Annotated in this window: 16 protein-coding genes; 11 read left to right on the top strand and 5 right to left on the bottom strand. The window is 73.6% G+C overall.

All coding sequences use genetic code 11. From position 1 onward, the window contains the following. The first annotated feature begins 37 nt into the window (after positions 1-37). The 5 genes from AC0666_RS17390 to AC0666_RS17370 are packed head-to-tail and all read left to right on the top strand — an operon-like array spanning position 38 to position 8,619. A complete protein-coding gene (locus AC0666_RS17390; protein ID WP_468971275.1) occupies positions 38-1,771 on the top strand; it encodes a carbamoyltransferase family protein in 1,734 nt (577 codons plus the stop codon). Continuing rightward, positions 1,768-3,504: a condensation domain-containing protein gene (locus tag AC0666_RS17385; RefSeq protein ID WP_478707876.1), complete on the top strand. Its 1,737-nt coding sequence runs from the start codon at positions 1,768-1,770 to the stop codon at positions 3,502-3,504. The genes AC0666_RS17390 and AC0666_RS17385 overlap by 4 nt, the downstream gene beginning before the upstream one ends. Positions 3,505-3,536: 32 nt before the next feature. Then, positions 3,537-5,087: an AMP-binding protein gene (locus AC0666_RS17380; protein WP_478707875.1), complete on the top strand. Its 1,551-nt coding sequence runs from the start codon at positions 3,537-3,539 to the stop codon at positions 5,085-5,087. Continuing rightward, a complete protein-coding gene (locus AC0666_RS17375; protein WP_478707874.1) occupies positions 5,084-6,775 on the top strand; it encodes an ABC transporter transmembrane domain-containing protein in 1,692 nt (563 codons plus the stop codon). The genes AC0666_RS17380 and AC0666_RS17375 overlap by 4 nt, the downstream gene beginning before the upstream one ends. After that, positions 6,772-8,619, top strand: a complete 1,848-nt coding sequence (locus AC0666_RS17370; RefSeq protein WP_468971268.1) for an ABC transporter ATP-binding protein — start codon at positions 6,772-6,774, stop codon at positions 8,617-8,619. Before AC0666_RS17375 ends, AC0666_RS17370 begins: the two co-directional genes overlap by 4 nt. A 90-nt stretch (positions 8,620-8,709) precedes the next feature. Here the strand turns inward: AC0666_RS17370 and AC0666_RS17365 are convergent, their stop codons facing one another. Next, positions 8,710-9,507 carry a VOC family protein gene (locus tag AC0666_RS17365; RefSeq protein ID WP_468585212.1) on the bottom strand — a complete coding sequence of 266 codons (798 nt, stop codon included), beginning with the start codon at positions 9,505-9,507 and terminating at the stop codon, positions 8,710-8,712. A gap of 178 nt (positions 9,508-9,685) precedes the next feature. On the opposite strand from AC0666_RS17365, the gene AC0666_RS17360 reads away from it, so the two are divergent. Further along, the gene (locus tag AC0666_RS17360) at positions 9,686-10,549 is read left to right on the top strand and encodes a sulfurtransferase (protein WP_468971266.1); all 864 of its coding nucleotides are present in this window, start codon (positions 9,686-9,688) and stop codon (positions 10,547-10,549) included. 78 nt (positions 10,550-10,627) lie between these two features. Here the strand turns inward: AC0666_RS17360 and sepH are convergent, their stop codons facing one another. The 3 genes from sepH to AC0666_RS17345 all read right to left on the bottom strand — a co-directional run bounded on the left by sepH (position 10,628) and on the right by AC0666_RS17345 (position 14,743). Next, the gene (gene sepH, locus AC0666_RS17355) at positions 10,628-11,686 is read right to left on the bottom strand and encodes a septation protein SepH (RefSeq protein WP_468971264.1); all 1,059 of its coding nucleotides are present in this window, start codon (positions 11,684-11,686) and stop codon (positions 10,628-10,630) included. A 530-nt stretch (positions 11,687-12,216) separates the two neighbouring features. Further along, on the bottom strand, positions 12,217-13,539 hold the full coding sequence (locus AC0666_RS17350; protein WP_468971263.1) for a D-arabinono-1,4-lactone oxidase: 1,323 nt from the start codon (positions 13,537-13,539) through the stop codon (positions 12,217-12,219). Further along, positions 13,496-14,743: an MFS transporter gene (locus AC0666_RS17345; RefSeq protein WP_468971261.1), complete on the bottom strand. Its 1,248-nt coding sequence runs from the start codon at positions 14,741-14,743 to the stop codon at positions 13,496-13,498. The genes AC0666_RS17350 and AC0666_RS17345 overlap by 44 nt, the downstream gene beginning before the upstream one ends. A 174-nt stretch (positions 14,744-14,917) precedes the next feature. On the opposite strand from AC0666_RS17345, the gene AC0666_RS17340 reads away from it, so the two are divergent. After that, a complete protein-coding gene (locus AC0666_RS17340; RefSeq protein ID WP_468971259.1) occupies positions 14,918-16,081 on the top strand; it encodes a ferrochelatase in 1,164 nt (387 codons plus the stop codon). 16 nt (positions 16,082-16,097) lie between these two features. Further along, a complete protein-coding gene (locus AC0666_RS17335) occupies positions 16,098-16,901 on the top strand; it encodes an inositol monophosphatase family protein (protein WP_478707873.1) in 804 nt (267 codons plus the stop codon). 149 nt (positions 16,902-17,050) lie between these two features. Here the strand turns inward: AC0666_RS17335 and AC0666_RS17330 are convergent, their stop codons facing one another. Further along, positions 17,051-17,218, bottom strand: coding sequence for a hypothetical protein (locus AC0666_RS17330; RefSeq protein ID WP_356848478.1), 168 nt, complete (start codon positions 17,216-17,218; stop codon positions 17,051-17,053). 279 nt (positions 17,219-17,497) lie between these two features. Between AC0666_RS17330 and AC0666_RS17325 the strand changes: the two genes are divergently transcribed. The 3 genes from AC0666_RS17325 to AC0666_RS17315 all read left to right on the top strand — a co-directional run bounded on the left by AC0666_RS17325 (position 17,498) and on the right by AC0666_RS17315 (position 20,084). Beyond that, positions 17,498-18,151 carry a response regulator transcription factor gene (locus AC0666_RS17325; protein WP_030036265.1) on the top strand — a complete coding sequence of 218 codons (654 nt, stop codon included), beginning with the start codon at positions 17,498-17,500 and terminating at the stop codon, positions 18,149-18,151. Positions 18,152-18,156: 5 nt separating this feature from the next. Further along, entirely contained in the window at positions 18,157-19,404 is a 1,248-nt protein-coding gene (locus AC0666_RS17320; protein WP_468585205.1) for a sensor histidine kinase, read from the top strand. A 383-nt stretch (positions 19,405-19,787) separates the two neighbouring features. Continuing rightward, on the top strand, positions 19,788-20,084 hold the full coding sequence (locus AC0666_RS17315) for a DUF4193 domain-containing protein (RefSeq protein WP_030154344.1): 297 nt from the start codon (positions 19,788-19,790) through the stop codon (positions 20,082-20,084). Positions 20,085-20,086 lie beyond the last annotated feature (2 nt).

Raw genomic sequence — 20,086 nt, 5'->3', positions numbered from 1 at the left:
GAGCCGGAAGATCCCGACCGACCTTTGGGGACTGACCATGCGTGTGCTCGGAGTCAACGGCTGGCCCGGCGCCAGCCACGACGGTGCAGCCTGCCTCGTGGTGGACGGCGACGTCGTCGCCCTGGCCGAGGAGGAACGTTTCACCCGTCACAAGCACGCCTACGGGGAGGCACCTCTCCACGCGGCCGCCTCCTGCCTGGCGGAGGGTGGTCTCACCCTGGACGACATCGACGTGGTCGCCCACGGGTGGGACCTTCCCGCCCTCTTCGCGGACCGCGGCCTGGACTGGTTCGACAGCGACGCCGCCGCCCTGGAACACCTGCTGCCCAAGGCGCTGTTCCCGCGCACCCGCGACCCCCGGCTGACGTTCGTCGGACACCACATCGCCCACGCCGCCAGCGCCTACCACCTCTCCGGGCGCGACCGCGGCGCGATCCTCGTCCTGGACGGTCAGGGCGAGAACGAGAGCACCACCCTCGCCGTCGGCATCGACGGCGAGATCAAGACGCTGCGGGCGCACACCCCCGGCTGGTCGCTGGGCTACTTCTACGCCGCAGTCTGCGAGTACGCCGGTCTCGGGGCCGACGCCGCCGGCAAGATGATGGGCCTGGCCTCCTACGGCACCCCCGGCGACCTCACCTTCGGGGGCGCCCTCGGCTTCACCGACGAGGACTTCACCGTCGGCGTCGTCCCACCCGACCTGCGGTCCACGGGCAGCACGGACGAGGAGACGGCCACCATCCGGTACTGGCTGGAGCACCTGGAGAAGACCCTCCCGGACGCCCCCAACCGCAGCGTGCGCCGCTTCGACCCGCGCGCCGGCCGCTACACCAAGGTCAGCGACCGGGACCCCTTCGAGTACCGCGACATCGCCGCCACCGCACAGGCAGCCCTTGAACGGGCCGTCATGGGCCTGGTCCGCGGCCTCCTCCGGGAGACCGGTGAGACCACGCTCCTCATCGCCGGCGGCGTGGGCTTCAACGCCACCCTCAACGGCAAGATCATGCGGATGCCCGAGGTCCGGGACCTCTTCGTCCAGCCGCTCGCCGGCGACCAGGGAGTCTCGCTCGGTGCGGCGGTCTGGGTCGCCGCGCAGGAGGGCGACCGGATCACACCCATGAACGGCTCGGTCGCCTGGGGCCCGCAGTGGTCCCCCGACGCGATCCGCCACGTCCTGGACGCCTCCGGCACCGCCTACACGGAGCCCGCCGACATCGCCGCCGCCACCGCCGAGGTGCTGGCCGCCGGCGGGGTGTCCGGCTGGTTCCAGGGCCGCGCCGAGGGCGGACCCCGCGCGCTGGGCCACCGCAGCATGGTCGCCGTGCCCGACCCCGAGTCCACCCGCGACCGGGTCAACGTACGCATCAAGGACCGCGAGGCGTGGCGCCCGTTCGCCCCCAGCATGCAGGAGGAGGCCGCCGAGGCCCTCATCGGCACCGCCACCCCGCTGCCGTACATGATCGTCACGACTCCCGTGACCGAGGCCGGCGCCGCGGCCATGCCGGCCGTCGTGCACAGCGACCGCACCACCCGGCCGCAGACCGTCTCCGCCGCCGTCGACCCGCTCTACCACCGCCTCATCGGCGAGGTCGGCCGGCACACCGGTACCGCCGTCATCATGAACACCTCCTTCAACGGCCGCGACGAACCGGTCGTGTGCAGCCCCCGCGACGCCCTCGCCACCTTCCACCGGCTGCCCCTCGACGCCCTCGCCCTCGGCCCGTTCCTGGTACGGCGTTCCGCCGGACACCCCGGGGAGGCCGACGCGTGACCGCCCCGGTACGACCGGAGACCGCCGGGGCGGCCCCGGGAGCCGCCCCGGCCGCCCTGTCCGTTCCGTCCGAAGAGGAGATCCACTCCCGGCTCGTGGGCTGGCTCGCCGAAGCGGTCCTCGCCCCGAATCCGGACCCCGCTTCCCCGCTGCGCGATCTCGGCGTGGACTCCCTCGACCTGATCCGCACCGCCCGCCGCATCGAAGCGGCCTTCGGCGTACGGGTGCAGCTGCGCGAGCTGTTCGCCCCCGAGCTGACCACGGCCCGCCTCGCCGGGCTCGTCGCCGAGCGGGCCGCCATGCGCGGCGACGGCTCTGCGGCCGCACCGCCCGGCACCGCCCACGGCCCGGTCGTCCTCACCCCGTCCCAGGAACAGGCCTGGGAGGAGCAGACGGGCGAGCGCGGCCACTGGAACCAGGCCATGCTCTTCACCACCCGGCCGGGAATCGACCCCGAGCTGTTCGCCGAGGCCGTCCGGCGGCTGGTCGCCGGCCACGCATCGCTGCGCCTGGCCGTCGAGGAGCGCCCGGCCCGGCGGCCCCGGCAGCAGACGTGGGCCCTGGCCACCGACGGCCCGCCCGGTGCGGCGCTCGGCGCCGTGCTCGACACCGTCGACGTCTCGGAGCTCGTCGACGCGGACCTGTCGGCCGCTGTCACCCTGCGCTGCGCGGTCGAGCAGCGCTCCCTGGACCCGCATGCCGGCCGCGTGGCCCGCTTCGTCCGCTTCGACGCCGGCCCGTCCCGGCCCGGACGGCTGCTGATCGTCGTCCATCAGCTCGCCGTCGACATGGTCTCGTGGTCCGTCCTGCTCGCAGACCTGGAGGAGGTGTACACAGCGCTGGAGGAGGGCCGGCGCGACGTGTGGCCGGCCGAGGGCACCTCCTATCCGGAGTGGGCACAGGCCCTCGCGGCCCACGCCCGCACCCCCGAGGCGGAAGAGCAGGCCCAGTGGTGGACGGAGGTGGCCCGCACCCGGGCCGCCCTGCCGCCGGACCGCCCCGTAGCCGACCCGCGGGCCGTGAACACCGCCGCCACCGCGGCCACCCACCGCGAGGAGTTCCCCGCCGACCTCACCCCCCGCCTCCACGCGGCGGCCCGCGCCCACCGGGCCCACCCGGGCGACCTCGTCCTCCATGCCCTAGGTGAGGTGCTGGCCGAACGGCTCGGCGAGTCGGCGGTCCGCGTGGACGTACTGCGCCACGGCCGCGAGGAGAGTGTCGGGAGCACGCATCTGGCCCGCACCACCGGCTGGTTCACCACGACGGTCCCGGTCCGCCTGGACCTGACCCCCGGCACCCCGGCCGAACGCCTCGCGCGAACCGTGGGCCACCTCGCGGCCCTCCCCGGCGGCGGCGTGGGCCAGGGCGCGCTCGCCCGGCACGGCCGGCCGGGGATCGCCGCCGTCCTGCGCGCTGCCCCGCCCAGCGACGTCTCGTTCGACTACGAGGGCGGCGACGCCGACGCCCTGCCCCTGGGCACCCTCCTGCCGGACGTGGCCCGGGAACCGGTCGGCGACATCACGGCTCCGCACTGGACGCGCCCGCACCCGGTCGAGGTGATCGCGACCACCGAGGACGGGACGCTGCGCGTCGAGTGGTGGTACTCCACCGCCCTGCACGAGGAGGCGACCGTGCGCGCGCTCGCCACCCGCCACCGGGCCGCCCTCACCGCCCTCCTCCACGCTCTCACCGGGTGCGACGCACCCGGTGCTCCCGAGACGCCCACCCGCTGAACGCCCCACGGACAGACCGGAAGACGCCTGCCATGACCTTGCCCAGCGTGCTGGACCCCTTCTTCACCCTCGCCCGCTCGGATCCGGACCGGCCCGCCGTCGTCGACAACGGCGTGACCGTCGGATACGGCCAACTGGCGCGCTGGGCAGGGGCGGTGGCCGACCTGGTGGCCACCCGAGCCCCGGCGGGCGCACCACCGGTGGTGGCCGTCCACACGCACCACAGCGTCCGCGACATCGCGGCGATCCTCGGCGTCCTCGCCGCCGGCCGGGGCTACGTCCCGGTCGCCGACGGACCGGCCGGCCACGCCGACCCGGCCTTGCGCGCCCTCGGTTGCCGGGAGCTGATCGCCACCGCCGATACCGGCCGGCTGCCCGCCGTCGACCGGGTGCTGCGGCCCAACTGGGGCCGCTCGCACGCCCCTCTGCCCGACGCCGGCCAACCCGTCCGGGCGCAGGACCCCGCCTACGTCCTGTTCACCTCGGGCTCCACCGGCGCGCCCAAGGCGGCCGTCGTCCCGCACGGCGCGCTGCAGGCCGTCCTGCCGCACCTGCGCCGGCAGTACGGCGTCGGACCCGGCACCGTCGCTCTCAACTTCCACCGCGCGGACGGCGACACCAGCCTGGAGGAGACCCTGCCGGTCCTGCTCTCGGGCGGGCTCGTCGTTCTCGACGAGGACAGTGAGGCGGACCTCGACCGGGTCCTGACCGATCACGAGGTCACCCTCGTCAACCTGCCCGTCGACTACTGGCACCTCTACACCGGCCATCTGCTGGAGACCGGCCGTGCCCTGCCCCGGTCCGTCGAGACCGTCGTGATCGGTGGCGAGGCCGTCCGGCCCGACATGCTGGACCGCTGGCGGCGGCTCGGCGCCGACCACGTCGTCCTGCTCAACACCTACGGGTCCACCGAAACCGCGCTGGTCACCCACAGCGCCGTCCTCGCCGGCCCGGGCGCGCCGGCGGACTTCCCGGACGGGGTGCCGATCGGCCGCCCGCTGCCCTCCGTACGGCAGGCCGTGGTGCCCAGGCCCGACGTGCCGCACGGCCCCGGGGAACTCCTCGTGGCCGGACCCCAGCTGGCCACCGGGTACGCCGACGACCCGGAGCGCACCGCCGACCGGTTCGTCGAGACGGCTCACGGCGGAGTCACCGACCGGTGGTACCGCACCGGGGACCTCGTCACCGAGGGCGCCGACGGTGCGCTCGTCTTCCACGGCCGCCTCGACCACCAGGTCAAGATCCGCGGGCACCGCGTGGACCTGATGGACGTCGAGGGGGCCTTGGGCCGGCTCCCGGGTGTGACGGCCGTCGCCGCCGCGGCGCACACCAAGGGCGAACACACGGTCCTGGTGGCCTTCGTCGTCCTCGCGAACACGGCGTCCGAGGCGTCCCGAGCCTCCCACGGATCCGGCGGACCCGGCGGGCCCGGTGCCGACACCGCCGCCGCGGCCCTGCGCGAGCGGCTGCGGGCCATCCTCCCGGGCCCCCTCGTCCCCGACCGGGTCGTCGCCGTGCCCGAGCTGGTGCACACCCGCACCGGTAAGGTCGACCGCGCGAAGACCCGGGACCGGTACCTGTGACCAACCGACTCTTCGACGCCTCGGTCGCCCCCGCCGCCGTACCCGAGGCGGACGCCCGCGGCCCCTGGGCCTACCTGTGGTGGCTGGCACGGATCCGCCCGTGGCCGCTGGTCCTCGCCGCCGTCCTCGGCGCCCTCTGGATGGTCCCGCTGGCGCTGATCCCACTGGTCCTCGGACGGGCCGTCGACGAAGCCGGGCAGGCCACCGGCCAGGCCGGGCTCTACCTGTGGTCGCTGCTCGCCCTCGGCCTCGGCCTCGTCCAGGCCCTCGCCGGCGCCGGCCTCATCCAGGCCGCCGTCGGCGCCGAGGCCCACGCCCTGTCGGTCACACACCGCGTGCTGCTGCGGCAGGTCGTGCGGCTCGGCGCCACCCTGCGCGGCAAGGCCCGTGCAGGGGACGTGGCGGCCTCCGCGACGGCCGACGTGGAGAGCATCGGCAACGCCTTCGAGGTCGTCGGCCGCACCATCGGGGCGGTCGTCGCCGCCGTACTGGTGGCCGTGGCCCTCACCCTCACCTCGCCCGTCCTCGGGCTGGCCGTGCTCATCGGCGTCCCCGCCGCCGTCCTCGGCATCGGCCCCCTGCTGCGGCCCCTCCAGGAACGCGACGAGGCCCAGCGCGAGAAGATGGGCATCGCCACGTCCCAGGCCGGCGACATCGTGGCGGGGCTGCGCATCCTGCGCGGCATCGGCGGCGAGGCCGTCTTCGCCGAGCGCTTCCGCCGTACCAGCCAGCAGGTGCGCCGGGCCGGTGAGTCCGCCGGCCGGATGGAGGCCTGGCTCCAGGCCGCCGGGGTCTTCCTGCCCGGACTGGTCACCGTCGGCATCGTCTGGCTCGGTGCCCGCCTCGCGCTGAACGGCACCATCACCGCCGGTGAACTCGTCGCGTTCTACGGCGCCTCGGCCTTCCTCACCCTGCCCGTCAGCACGGCCACCGAAGCCGCCGAGACCCTCAGCCTCGCCAAGGTCGCCGCCGGCCGCGTCTGCACCCTGCTGCGCCTGGCCCCGGAGACCGTCCGCCCCACCCACCCCGAACCGCTGCCGGCCGGAGCCCTCGCCGTGGCCGACGCCGGCACCGGCATCACCGCCGCCGCGGGCCGCCTCACCGTGGTCGCCGCCCCCGCCGACCGCATCGGCGACCTCGCCGACCGCCTCAGCCGCCCCGGCGCCTGCGGCGGCACCGCGGCCGTCCGGCTCGGCGGCGTACCCCTGGACCGGGCGGATCCCGGCGAGGTGTCCGACCGGCTGCTGCGTTCCGGACCCGCCGACATCCTCTTCAGCGGCACCGTGCGGGAGGAGCTCACCACCGGCTCCGCCCGGTCCCAGGCAGCCCTGGACCGGGCCCTGTTCGCCGCCGACGCGGCCGATGTCGTCGACGCCCTGCCCGGCGGCCTGGACGCCTGGCTGGACGAGGGGGGCCGCGCCCTGTCCGGCGGTCAGCGCCAGCGGCTGGTCCTCGCCCGCGCCCTGGCCGCGGCCCCCGACGTGCTGGTCCTGGAGGACCCCACCGCCTCGGTCGACGCCCACACCGAGGCCCGCATCGTCAACAGGGTCGCCGCCCTGCGCGCCGGCCGGACCACGGTGGTCTTCAGTGACAGCCCGCTGTGGCGGGCCGCCGCCGACCATGTGGTCCGCCTCGGCGCGGAGCCCGTCCCCGGCAGCACCGACCGCTCCGCAGGAGTGCCCTCATGACCACCGCCCCCACCCAGGCCCCCGCGGCGGGCCCGGGCACCCCACCGGACCCCGGACCCGCCGGACCGTCCGCCGCCGGCCGGCTGCCGCTGGCCGACGGGGCCGAGGTCCGCGCCTGGATTGGCCTCTTCCTCCGCGGCGAGGCCCGCCGACTGGCCCTGACCTTCGGGCTGTTCGCCGCCGCTCTGGCTGCGAGCCTGGTCGGCCCCCGACTGCTGGGACACCTGGTCGAGTCGGTCAAGGACGGCACCACCGCCGGCCACGTCGACGTGCTCGCCCTCGCCTTCGTCGCCATCCTCGTCGGTCACGCCCTCCTCGCCCGTGCCGCCCGCACCCAGGCCACCCTGCTCGGCGAACGCGTCCTCGCCCGCACCCGCGAGGACTTCGTCCACCGGGTACTCGGCCTGCCCCTGTCGGAGGTGGAGGCGGTCGGCACGGGCGACCTGCTCAGCCGCGCCACCACCGACGCCGACCGGCTGAACGAGAGCATCCGGCAGGCCGTCCCCCGCATCGCGCTGGCAGCCGTCACCCTCGTGTTCACCTTCGCGGCCATCCTGCTCACCTCACCGCTGCTCGCCCTCGGCCTGCTGGCCGGCGTACCGTTCGCGGTCCTCTCCACGTGGTGGTACCGGCCGCGCGCCACCCGCGCGTACGAGCTGCTCCTCGCGCAGGAGGCCGACGTGCTGGCCGTCACCCACGAGACCACGCGCGGCGCCGCCACCGTCGAGGCCCTCGGGCTCGGACCGCGCCGGCTCCGGCGCCACGGCACGGCCGTGGACCGGGTGGTGCGCACCCGCCAGCGCACCACCTGGCTGCAGACCATCTGGTTCCCGAGCCTGGACCTGGCCACGATGGTCCCGATGGCGCTCACCCTCCTCATCGGCGGACTCGCCTACCAGCGCGGCGAGGTGGGGCTGGCAGAGCTGACCGCCGTCGTGCTCTACGTCCAGGCCCTCGGTGAGCCCCTGAACGACCTGTTGACCTGGACCGATGAACTCCAGATCGGCAACGCTGCACTGCGCCGGATCCTCGGTGTCGAGCGGTTGCCCCGCGAGGAGCCGCGGCCACCGGCCCCCACCGACGGGCACGCCATCCGCCTCGAAGGGGTCTGCTTCGGCTACGGGCCGGGCCGCGAGGTCCTCACCGGCATCGACCTCGACATCGCCGTCGGCGAGCGGCTGGTGGTCGTCGGCGCCTCCGGCGCGGGCAAGTCCACCCTCGGCAAGCTGCTCGCGGGCGTGCACCACCCCACCCGGGGAACCGTGCGGATCGGCGGCGCCGACGTCACCACACTGCCGGTGGGGCAGCTGCGGCGGGAGATCGTACTCGTCACCCAGGAACAGCACGTGTTCACCGGCACGGTACGGGAGAACCTGCTGCTGGCCCACGACGGTGCCGGGGGCCGTGCCGAGGACCGTACGGCGGACGCGGGACTGTGGGAGGTGCTGGAGACCGTCCTCCTCGCGGACTGGGTGCGGTCGCTGCCCGACGGCCTGGACAGCGGGATCGGGCCGGGCGCGGCCCCGGTCGCCCCCTCGCACGCCCAGCAACTGGCCCTCGCCCGGCTGCTGCTGTCGGACCCGTACGCGCTGGTCCTCGACGAGGCCACCGCGCTGCTGGACTCCACGGCGTCGCGCCGGGTCGAACGCTCGCTCGCCGCGCTCATCGAGGGGCGTACGGTCATCTCGATCGTGCACCGCCTGGACGCCGTACGCGACGCGGACCGGATCGCGGTCATGGACGGCGGACGGATCGTCGAGCTCGGCAGCCACGCCGAACTCCTGGCGGCCGACGGGGCCTACGCGAGCCTGTGGCACTCCTGGGACTCGGCACGCCGCGCCTGAGCAGCGCGCGCGGAACCGAGCCGGCCGCCGGGGCGGTGCATGCGGCGCCCGGCCCGGCGCCCCGTGCGGGCAGGCCGCGTCGGACGGGTTTCAGACGACGTCGCCCGGCCGTGACTGGAGCAGGGTGAGGACCGCGCCCTCCGGGTCCGTGACCGTGACCAGCCGGCCCGTGAGGGCCTCCCGGGGCGGCTGGACGATGCGTCCCCCGAGCAGCTGGACCTGTACGGCGGCGGCGTCGGCATCCGCGACCTCGAAGTACGTCATCCAGTGCGGCCCCCGGTCGTGCGGGAGCGAACGGCCGACCCCGTGCACGGCGGCGACCGGCCGGTCGTCCAGCACGAGGGTGAGGTAGTCGAAGTCCGCGCCGGCCGCGTCGTGGCTACGGGCCTCGTGGCCGAAGACGTGCTCGTAGAACTTGCCGACCGTCGAGGTGTCCTGGGTGACCAGTTCGTTCCAGACCGGCGTCCCGGGCACGCCCGACAGCTGGGTCCCGATGTGGTCACCGGCCTGCCAGAGCCCGAAGATCGCCCCCAGCGGGTCGGAGCAGATCGCCACGCGCCCGGAGCTGCCCGCATCGAGGGGGCCGACGGCGACCGTGCCGCCGCAGGAGCGGATCGTCTCGGCCGTGGCGTCGGCGTCGTCCGTCGCGAAGTACGTCGTCCAGGCCACCGGCAGGTGCCGGTCCGGCGGCATCTCGCCGATCCCGGCCACCTCCTGGCCGCCGAGCAGCGCGCGGACGTACGGGCCGAAGGGCTCGGGGCCGGGCACGTACTCCCAGCCGAACAGGTCGCCGTAGAACGCCTCGGTGGTCCCGAGGCCGTGCACCATCAGGCTCGCCCAGCACGGGGTGCCGGGCGGGCGCCGTGTCGGTTCCACTGCCTCGGTCATGTCAGCCGTCTCCTCCGTCGTCGGGCGCGCGTCCCGCAGGAGATGCTGTCACTCCGGCGGGTCCGGCGCGCCCCGACCGGGCCGATTCGGGGGAGCGGCGCGCAGATGACCGAATCGGTGCAGCCTGTCGGAGCCGGGCGGCCCGCGGCGGCCGCGAGGTGGGAGGAAGATGGGCCGTATGACTGAGAACCCCGCGCGCTCCCCGATCCTCTCCGCGTCCGAACTGATGGCCGAGCTGGCCGGTGGGCGGCCGCCGGTGCTGCTGGACGTCCGCTGGCAGCTCGGCGGCCCCGACCTGCGGCCCGCGTACGAGGCCGGCCACCTGCCGGGTGCGGTGTACGTCGACCTCGATCGCGAACTGGCAGGTCCGGTGCGTCCGGACGGGCGGGGCGGGCGCCACCCGCTGCCCGATCCGGAGGAATTCGGGGCGGTGATGCGCCGGGCCGGGGTCTGCGCCGACGTGCCGGTGGTGGCGTACGACGGGGGTCAGGGCTGGGGAGCGGCGCGGGCCTGGTGGCTGCTGCGCTGGACGGGGCACCGGGACGTGCGGGTGCTGGACGGGGGCCTGACCGCGTGGAGGGAGGCGGGCGGCACGGTGTCCGCCGACGCCGTTTCCGCAGCGGAAGGGGATTTCAAGCCAACTCCGGGGGCGGTCGGGCTCCTGGACGCGGACGCGGCAGCTGCGCTCGCGCGCCAGGGCATCCTCCTGGACGCCCGCGCGGGGGAGCGCTACCGCGGCGAGGTCGAGCCGATCGACCCGGTGGGCGGGCACATCCCGGGTGCGGTGTCGGCCCCGACCACCGAGAACCTGGGCCCGGACGGGCGGTTCCTCGCACCGGAGGACCTGCGGGCGCGCTTCACCGCGCTCGGGGTCACGGGGCGGGCCCCGGTCGGCGTGTACTGCGGTTCGGGGGTTTCCGGCGCGCAGGAGGTACTCGCGCTGGAGGTGGCGGGGATCCGGTCGGCCCTCTACGCGGGCAGCTGGTCGGACTGGTCCTCGGACCCGCGGCGCCCGGTCGCCACGGGAGCGGACCCGCGGTAACGGCGCCCGGAGCGGGCGGCCGCAGCGGGCGGAGCGGGCGGGCGGCGCCGAGGGGCGCCCGCCTGCCCGAGCCTCCTGCTACTCCTGTTTCTTGCGGCGGGTGCCGAAGACGATCTCGTCCCAGCTGGGAACCGCCGCGCGACGGCCGGGGCGGACCCCGTCGGCCTCCGCCTGGCGGTCGGTGGTGCCGGTCAGGCGTTCCCGGTGGCCCGCCACCGTGCGCGGCATGAGCACGTCCGCGTACGCGGCTCCGGCCCCGGCGCCCGCCGACGCGGCCGGGGGCTCCTCTGCCTCCGGCTCCTCCGCGGGGACGTCGGTGCGTTCGGGAACCACCAGGTCGCCGCGGAAGCTCGGGACCGCTTCCAGCAGGCTGGTCAGGGAGTCCCGCTCCTCCTCCGGCTCGGGTGTCGGGGCCGTGTGGTTGGCGGCCCGCTCCAACTGCCGGTCGAGGGCGCGGTCCAGCGGCCGGTCCCGCGGCAGCCGCGCGATCCTCGGCACGAACGGGAAGCTCGGCTCCGGGGTCGCGGGCAGGTCGTCCGCCTCGCCGATCAGGGAGCGGGCCTCGTCGTCCACGGCGACGACCAGCCGGCGCGGCGGGTCGTACGTCCAGCTCGCCGAGTGCGGTTCCCCTGCGACCCGGTACACCAGCAGTACTTCCCAGGTGCCGTCGTCGCGGCGCCAGGAGTCCCACTGGACCGACTCCTTCTCCGCGCCGCGCAGCGTCAGCCGCTCCTGCACGGCCTCGCCGAGCTGCGGTCCGGTGTTCTCGCCGGGACGGCGTACGGGAGTCTTGCGCGCCCGCTCCGCCATGAACGCGCGCTCGGCGAGCACGGGGCCCTCGAAGCGGCGTACGCGCTCGACGGGGATGCCGGCGAACTGGGCGACCTCCTCCGCGGAGGCACCGGCCCGTATGCGGGCCTGGATGTCGCGGGGGCGGAGGTGGCTCTCCACCTCGATCTCGATCTGATTGAGGCGTGCGCGGTCGTTGCGCACGGCAGCCCGCAGCCGTTCGTCGATCGGAAGCGTGTACTCCGTGCTGTCCGCAGCCTTGAGCACCAGTCGTGTGCCGTCATTTGAGACGGCCACGACACGCAGTTCGGGCATGGGGACCTCCCGGGTGGTGCCTGCCGACGTCACGTGCGTCGCTGCTTCCGCTAGTCGAGTGTGGCCTGCCCGGGTGCAGCCTGCCACAACCTTGCCGAGTTCAACCGGCGTGTCGGGCATGCGCCCTTGATCGCCGTTATGGCACGGTTACCTGTTGGGCACACACAGTGACCGAGTGATTACTGTGCGCAGCAGGATCCGTGCAATGCCGCGGCATCACCGGTCTTGAGTGCCGTTTCTCCATCAGCCGGCTCCCTCTCCCGGGTCCGGACATCCGAAAGGAAGGACGGCCCCAGGGCTCGCCACAGTACTCCATTCGGGCCACCTGGGTGGACCGCCGCGCCGCCGAACTTGTCCGAGGCGGCGGCAGTTGGGCTGCCCCGGATCGGGCCGGACCTGCGGACCTGCCCGTTTTCGGGTGGTGTGCTTCACAGAATCCGCAGAAATGGAACTTTGGCTTCGCCGGGTCGGCGGGGGAGCGGCCGGACGCCCCGCTGCCCGGCCGCTCCTGAGTCCCGGTCAGTCCCCGGGGCGCCTCCGGTCAGTCCCCGGGGCGCCTCCGGTCAGTCTCCGAGGACGCGCCGCAGGTAGTCGTTGCCGAACAGCCGGTCCGGGTCCAGCCGGTCCCGCAGTGCGGTGAACTCGCCGAAGCGCGGGTAGGCCCGGGAGAAGTACTCCGCGTCCCGCGTGTGGACCTTGCCCCAGTGCGGCCGGCCGCCGTGCGCCGTGAAGATCTGCTCGGCGGCCGTGAAGTAGGCCTGGTACGGGGTGCCCCGGTACATGTGCACCGCGATGTACGCCGTGTCGCGCCCCGAGGCCGTCGACAGCGCGATGTCGTCCGCCGGAGCCGTCCGCACCTCCACCGGGAAGCTGATCCGCAGCCCGGAGCGGTCCACCATCGCCCGCAGCTCCCGCAGGGCCTCGACCACCTGCTCGCGCGGAAGGGCGTACTCCATCTCCACGAAGCGCACGCGGCGCGGACTGGTGAACACCTTGTACGGGATGTCCGTGTAGGTCCGGGCGGACAGCGCCCGGCTGGCGATCCGGGCGATGGACGGGATGGTGGCGGGGACGGCGCGGCCCAGCGAGTTGACGGCCTGGAAGACGCCGTTGGACAGCAGCTCGTCCTCGACCCAGGCGCTCAGAGCCCCGGGCGGGGCCGCAGGGCCCTGGCTGCGGTTGTTGCGCTTGGTGTTGCAGTTGCCGGTGTGCGGGAACCAGTAGAACTCGAAGTGCTCGTTCTCCGCGAAGTGCTGCTCGAACTCCGCGGTCACCCGGTCGAAGCCCATGGGCTCCTCACGGGCGGTCAGGAAGAACAGCGGCTCCACGGCGAAGGTGAGCGCGGTGACGATGCCGAGGGCCCCGATGCCGATCCGGGCCGCCGCGAAGACCTCGGGATTCTCCTTCTCGGAGCAGGTCAGCAGCCGGCCGTCGGCGGTGACCAGCTCCAGGCCGCGGATTTGGGCGGCGATGGAGGCGGAATCGCGGCCCGTGCCGTGGGTGCCGGTGCTGGTGGCGCCGGAGACGGTCTGCTCCATGATGTCGCCCATGTTGGTGAGCGAGAGGCCCTCGCGCGCCAAGGCCCGGTTGAGGTCCTTGAGCGCGGTGCCCGCCGCCACGGTGACGGTGCCGGCTTCCCGGTCGATCGCGCGGATCCCGGCCAGCGCCTGCGGGCGTACGAGCACCCCGTCCGTCGCGGCGGCGGCGGTGAAGGAGTGGCCGGTGCCCACCGCCTTCACCCGCAGGCCGTCCTCGGCGGCCCGCCGGACCGCCTCCTGAAGCTCCCCGACCGAGGCCGGGGTCACCACCCGGGCCGGAGTGGCCGAGACGTTGCCCGCCCAGTTACGCCACGCGGTCCCGTAGTTCGCTGCTGTCGCCGTCCCCATCGGTGGAGCGCTCCTCCCCTTGCGCCGGCCTCGTCAGCCGGCGGAATCCCGCGAACGCCACCGCCGCCGCGGCCGCCCCCGCCGAGATGGAGACGACGTACCCGGTCCTGGCGCCGGCCGCGTCGATCACCCAGCCGGCCACCGAGGAGCCGATCGCGACGCCGACCGCGAGCCCGGTGCTGGTCCAGGTCATGCCCTCGGTCAGCTTTTCGCGTGGTACGTGCGCCTCGATCAGGGCCATCGTGGTGACCATCGTGGGAGCGATGGCGAGGCCCGAGACGAAGAGCGCCACCGACAGAAACGGAAGGTTCCCGGCCAGTAGGAGGGGGATCATACTCACGGCCATCGCACAGATGCCCAGGACCCAGCGGATTTCCACCCGGCCCTGGAAGCGCAGCAGTCCGAAGACGATGCCCGCCAGACAGGACCCGAGGGCCCAGACGGCGAGGACGAAGCCGGTGGCGGACTTGTGGCCGTGCTCCTCGGCGAAGGCCAGTGTCGCCACGTCGATGGAGCCGAAGATCGCTCCGGTCGCCACGAAGGTGGCCACCAGGACCTGCAGCCCGCGCGAGCGCAGGGCCGAGGAGGCGTCGGGCTGTTCGTGGCGCGGATGGGGCTTCGGCTCGGTGCCGCGCAGGGCGGTGAGCCACCAGACGCCGACGAGCAGGCAGACGGTCGCGACGAGCGGACCGGCCTCGGGGAACCAGCTCGCGGACAGCGTCGTGGCCACGGGCGGGCCCAGGATGAAGCAGACCTCGTCCAGGACGGACTCGAAGGAGTACGCCGTGTGGAGTTGGGGGGTGTCGTGGTAGAGGGCGCTCCAGCGTGCGCGGACCATCGATCCCACGCTCGGCACGCAGCCCGCGACGGCGGAGAAGACGAACAGGGTCCAGTCCGGCCAGCCGTTGGCAGCCGCGACGAGCAGGGCCGACACGGCGGCCACGGCCACCAGGGTCGCCGGCCGCAGCACCCGCCGCTGGCCGTACTGGTCCACGAGGCGGGATATCTGCGGGCCCAGGACGGCGGCGGAGAGCGCGATGGTGGCCGTGAGCGCGCCGGCCAGGGCGTAGCGGCCGTCGATCTCGGTGATCATCGTCAGGACGCCCACGCCGACCATGGCGATCGGCATCCGCCCGATGAGTCCGGCGGCGCTGAACCCCTTGGTTCCGGGGGCGGCGAAAATCGCGCGGTAGGGGCTCGGCAAGGAGGGCTCCGTAAGGGACGTGAACAGCCCGTACAGATTACGTCCGCTCTGCGGCGCCCGCACGGGGTGAGGAGAAGGGACGAGGGAAGTAAGGGCTACCTTACCTGTGGGAACGGGTGTCCGGCCGGTGAGGCCGGTTACCGGCGGTCGGCGGCGGGTGGCAGGATTCGGGACATGTCTGACCAGCTCCCGAACCCCGCCCCGGGCGAGGGCGGCACGGCCCGCCCGTACGACGCCCTGCTCCTGCTCTCCTTCGGCGGTCCCGAGGGACCCGACGACGTCGTGCCCTTCCTGGAGAACGTCACGCGCGGGCGCGGCATCCCGCGCGAACGCCTCAAGGAGGTCGGGCAGCACTACTTCGGCTTCGGCGGCGTCAGCCCGATCAACGCGCAGAACCGCGAACTGCTGGACGCCCTGCGCAAGGACTTCGCCGAGCACGGGCTGGACTTGCCCGTGTACTGGGGGAACCGGAACTGGTCGCCGTACCTGACCGATGTCCTGCGCGAGATGGTCCAGGACGGCCGCCGCCGGATCGCGGTGCTCGCCACCAGCGCGTACGCCTCGTACTCCGGCTGCCGGCAGTACCGGGAGAACCTCGCCGACGCACTGGCGACCCTCGAAGGGGAAGGCCTGGCGCTGCCGCGGGTGGACAAGCTGCGGCACTACTTCAACCACCCCGGCTTCGTGGAGCCCATGATCGACGGGGTGCTCGGCGCCCTGGAGTCGCTGCCCGAGGAGGTCCGGGACGGCGCGCACCTCGCTTTCACCACCCACTCGATCCCGACCGCCGCGGCCGACACCTCCGGCCCCGTCGAGGACCACACCGAGGACGGCGAGGGCGGGGCGTACGTCAAGCAGCACCTCGACGTCGCCCGGGTGATCGCCGAGGCGGTCGCGCAGCGGACCGGCCGGGCCCACCCCTGGCAGCTCGTCTACCAGTCCCGCAGCGGCGCCCCGCACATCCCCTGGCTGGAACCCGACATCTGCGACCACCTGGAAGCCCTGCACGGGGAGGGCGCACCGGCCGTCGTCATGGTGCCGATCGGCTTCGTGTCGGACCACATGGAGGTCCTGTACGACCTCGACACCGAAGCCGCCGCCAAGGCGGCCGAGCTGGGCCTGCCGGCGGCGCGCTCCGCGACCGTCGGCGCCGATCCGCGCTTCGCCGAAGCCGTACGGGAACTGGTCCTGGAGCGCGCCGCGAAGGAACGCGGCGAGTCGCCCGAGGAATGCTGGCTGGGACTGCTGGGCGCGTCCCACGACCTGTGCGCCGTGGGCTGCTGCCCCTCGCGCAGCCCGCGTCCGGCCGCCGCGGGCGCCGACAGCCCCTACGCGTAGGAGGGTGGGACCGATCGTGATCCCAGAGGAACTGAAGGCCGAGCTGCTCGACGTGGGCCTGGAGGCCGCCCGGCGGGCCGGAGAGCTCCTCCGGGACGGCCGGCCCGCCGACCTGGCGGTGACGAAGACGAAGAGCAGCCCGATCGACGTGGTGACCGAGATGGACATCGCGGCGGAGAAGCTGATCACCTCCGTCCTCGCGGAGCGGCGGCCCGAGGACGGGCTGCTGGGCGAGGAGGGCGCGGACAGCCCGGGGACGAGCGGCGTGCGCTGGGTCGTGGACCCGCTGGACGGCACCGTCAACTACCTGTACGGGCTGCCGAGCTGGAGCGTCTCGGTGGCGGCCGAGTACCGGGGCGAGACCGTGGTGGGGGTCGTGGCCGCGCCCATGCGCGGGGAGACGTACCACGCGGTGCTCGGGGGCGGCGCGTGGAGCGGCGGGGCCCGGCTGGCCTGCCGGGCGGCCGCACCGCTGGACCAGGCGCTGGTCGGGACCGGCTTCGCGTACCTCCAGGCCCGCAAGGAGCAGCAGGCCGAGGTCGCCCGGGTGGTGATCCCGCGGGTACGGGACATCCGCCGGGGCGGCTCGGCGGCGCTGGACCTCAGCGACGTGGCCGCGGGGCGGCTGGACGCGTACTACGAGCGCGGCCTGAACCCCTGGGACCTGGCCGCCGGCGAGCTGATCGCCCGGGAGGCCGGGGCGCTGACGGGCGGGCGCCCGGGGCGGCCCGCCTCGGGGGAGCTGGCGCTGGCCGCCATCCCCGCGGTGTTCGCCTCGCTCCAGCCGCTGTTGGAGGAGGCCGGGGCCTGGCACGACTAGTTGTATTGACCCGCACCTAGGCCGCCGGTTCCCGGCCCCCGGGCCGCGGAGTCCGGACCCCGGACCGCGGACCCCGGACCGCGGACCCCGGACATGAAGGAACCCCGGCTGCCGGGCGGGCGGCCGGGGTCCGGGGGGTGGAGTTCGGATCAGCAGGCGGAAACCGGCACTCCGTGCTCGGCTGCGAGGCGCTGGAGGTCTTCCAGTTCCGCCTGCTCCACTTCCACGAGGAAGTCGTCGCCCGTCTCACGGGCGTGCCTGAGGTCCGACTGCGTGGTCCTGATGCGCTGCAGGAGACCTGCGGTGAATGCGTCCATGTGGGTGCGCCCCCTCTGCGTGGGTCGGCGGCGGTCGGCACGCGGCAGTCCGCCGTCAGGGAGTGGATGGGGTGTGCTCTCGTCCTCCCCGGCACCCTGGGCGCAGAAACCTCGCAAGACGAGGGAATCCTCACTTCCATGGGACCCAGGGGGCCTGAGCGGCGTCTTACAGCCGGTTTACGGCTGAAAAGGGCAGGATGGACGACGCCCATACACGTGTGTGCCCTGATGGGGGCACGTCCCAGCGGTAGCTGGGGGAGCTCGGAGGAAGGAAGCGACGTGCGCGTACTCGTCGTCGAGGACGAGCAGCTGCTCGCCGATGCGGTGGCCACCGGACTGCGCCGGGAGGCCATGGCGGTGGACGTCGTGTACGACGGCGCCGCGGCCCTGGAGCGCGTCGGGGTGAACGACTACGACGTGGTCGTCCTCGACCGGGACCTTCCGCTCGTGCACGGCGACGACGTCTGCCGGAAGATCGTCGAGCTCGGCATGCCCACCCGGGTGCTGATGCTGACCGCCTCCGGGGACGTGAGCGACCGGGTCGAGGGGCTGGAGCTCGGCGCCGACGACTACCTGCCGAAGCCCTTCGCGTTCACCGAGCTGACCGCCCGCGTGCGGGCCCTCGGGCGGCGCACCACCGTCGCGCTGCCGCCGGTCCTGGAGCGGGCCGGCATCAAGCTGGACCCGAACCGCCGTGAGGTGTTCCGCGAGGGCCGGGAGGTGCAGCTGGCACCCAAGGAGTTCGCGGTTCTGGAGGTCCTCATGCGGAGCGAGGGGACCGTGGTCTCCGCCGAGCAGCTGCTGGAGAAGGCATGGGACGAGAACACCGACCCCTTCACCAACGTGGTCCGGGTGACGGTCATGACACTGCGGCGCAAGCTGGGGGAGCCGCCGGTCATCGTGACCGTGCCCGGCTCCGGCTACCGGATCTGACGCGGGTGGCAACGACCCCGGCGCCACCGACGGCGCCGCCGAAACCGACGTGGGACCCCGGGCAGCCCGAGGGTCCCTTCCCTTGGCTGCGGCCGACCATCCGCATACGCCTCACCCTGCTGTACGGCGGGATGTTCCTGATCGCCGGCATCCTGCTGCTGTCGATCATCTACCTGCTCGCGGCCCAGGCCCTGCGGGAGGGCAACGCCCTGCCGTTCAAGATCGTGGGCGGCCAGAAGGTCCAGGTCACCAGCAGCACGTGCCCCGGGGTGGTGGGGCTTGAGCAGTCGTACGACCAGTTCAACGCCGCCATCAGCCAGTGCGTCCTCGAACAGCGCCGGCACGCGCTCGACGATCTGCTCAGCCGCTCGCTGATGGCCCTGCTGGGCCTGAGCATCATCGCCTTCGCCTTCGGCTACGCGATGGCCGGGCGGGTGCTGTCGCCGCTCGGCAAGATCACCCGCACCGCCCGCCGGGTGGTGGGCTCCGACCTGACCCGGCGGATCGAGCTGGACGGGCCGGACGACGAGCTCAAGGAGCTCGCCGACACCTTCGACGAGATGCTCGACCGGCTGGAGCGGGCCTTCACGGCCCAGCAGAGGTTCGTGGCGAACGCGTCGCACGAGCTGCGCACGCCCCTCGCCATCAACCGGACCCTGCTGGAGGTGCACCTCTCGGATCCCGGCGCGCCGGTGGAGCTCCAGCAGCTCGGCAAGACCCTGCTGGCCACCAACGAGCGCAGCGAGCAGCTGGTCGAGGGCCTGCTGCTGCTCGCCCGGAGCGAGAACCAGATCGTCGAGCGCAAGCCCGTGGACCTGGCGGAGGTCGCCTCGCGCGCCCTCGACCAGGCCCGGGTCGAGGCGGCCGCCAAGGGCGTGGAGATCCGCGGGGAGCAGGCGCCCGCGGTGGTCCAGGGCAACGGCGTCCTGCTGGAGCGGATCGCCCTGAACCTCGTGCAGAACGGCCTGCGGTACAACGTGCCGGAGGGCGGCTGGGTGGAGGTCACGACGGAGGCGCAGCACGGCGAGGCGGTGCTCGTCGTGTCGAACACGGGTCCCGTTGTTCCCGCGTACGAGGTGGACAACCTCTTCGAGCCCTTCAGACGGCTGCGTACGGAGCGAACGGGCAGCGACAAGGGTGTGGGGCTCGGCCTGTCCATCGCGCGCTCCGTGGCGCGGGCGCACGGCGGACGGATCACGGCGACCCCACGCGAGGGGGGTGGCCTCGTGATGCGTGTCACTTTGCCCCTGTGAGCCCCGCCCTTCCTGTTCGCTCTCGGCTGAATATCGTGGGAGCGGGAAGGGATCGCGCTGTGTGATCGATCACATTGTCGAGTGTTGGGTCATGTGCGTTCAGTGACCCCAGGAAGTGCCGGAAAGCCCGGGAAGTCCGGGTTTCCGGCACCTCGAACGGCGGGAAATACACGGGGTGGCGTTTGTGCACGACGGCCCCCGGACCGTGTACGGTCCCGGTCGTCATCCCAGCCGATCGCTCCTTCAGGTGGGCGGCTGGGTGTCGATTGAGTAACAGACCTTGATGTGAGGCAAAATCTCCGCCTCAGGTCGGGCACAAGTCCGGCCTCTCGCGCGTTACGTGCGCTGAGACACCGCTAAATCCCAGAGGGGGAGAGCGAACAATGGCAACGGATTACGACACCCCACGCAAGACCGACGACGACGTCGACAACGACAGCATTGAAGAGCTGAAGGCCCGGCGCAACGAGAAGTCCTCGTCCAGCGTCGACGTCGACGACTTCGATGCGGCGGAGGGCATGGAGCTCCCCGGCGCGGACCTCTCCAACGAGGAGCTGGCCGTCCGGGTCCTGCCCAAGCAGGCCGATGAGTTCACCTGCATGAGCTGCTTCCTCGTGCACCACCGCAGCCAGCTGGCGCGCGAGAAGAATGGTCAGCCGATCTGCCGCGACTGCGACTGAGA

Source organism: Streptomyces sp. NPDC043680 (genome assembly GCF_056436685.1).
Note: the sequence above shows the minus strand (reverse complement) of the source record. Positions and strands in the feature narration are given on the sequence as shown.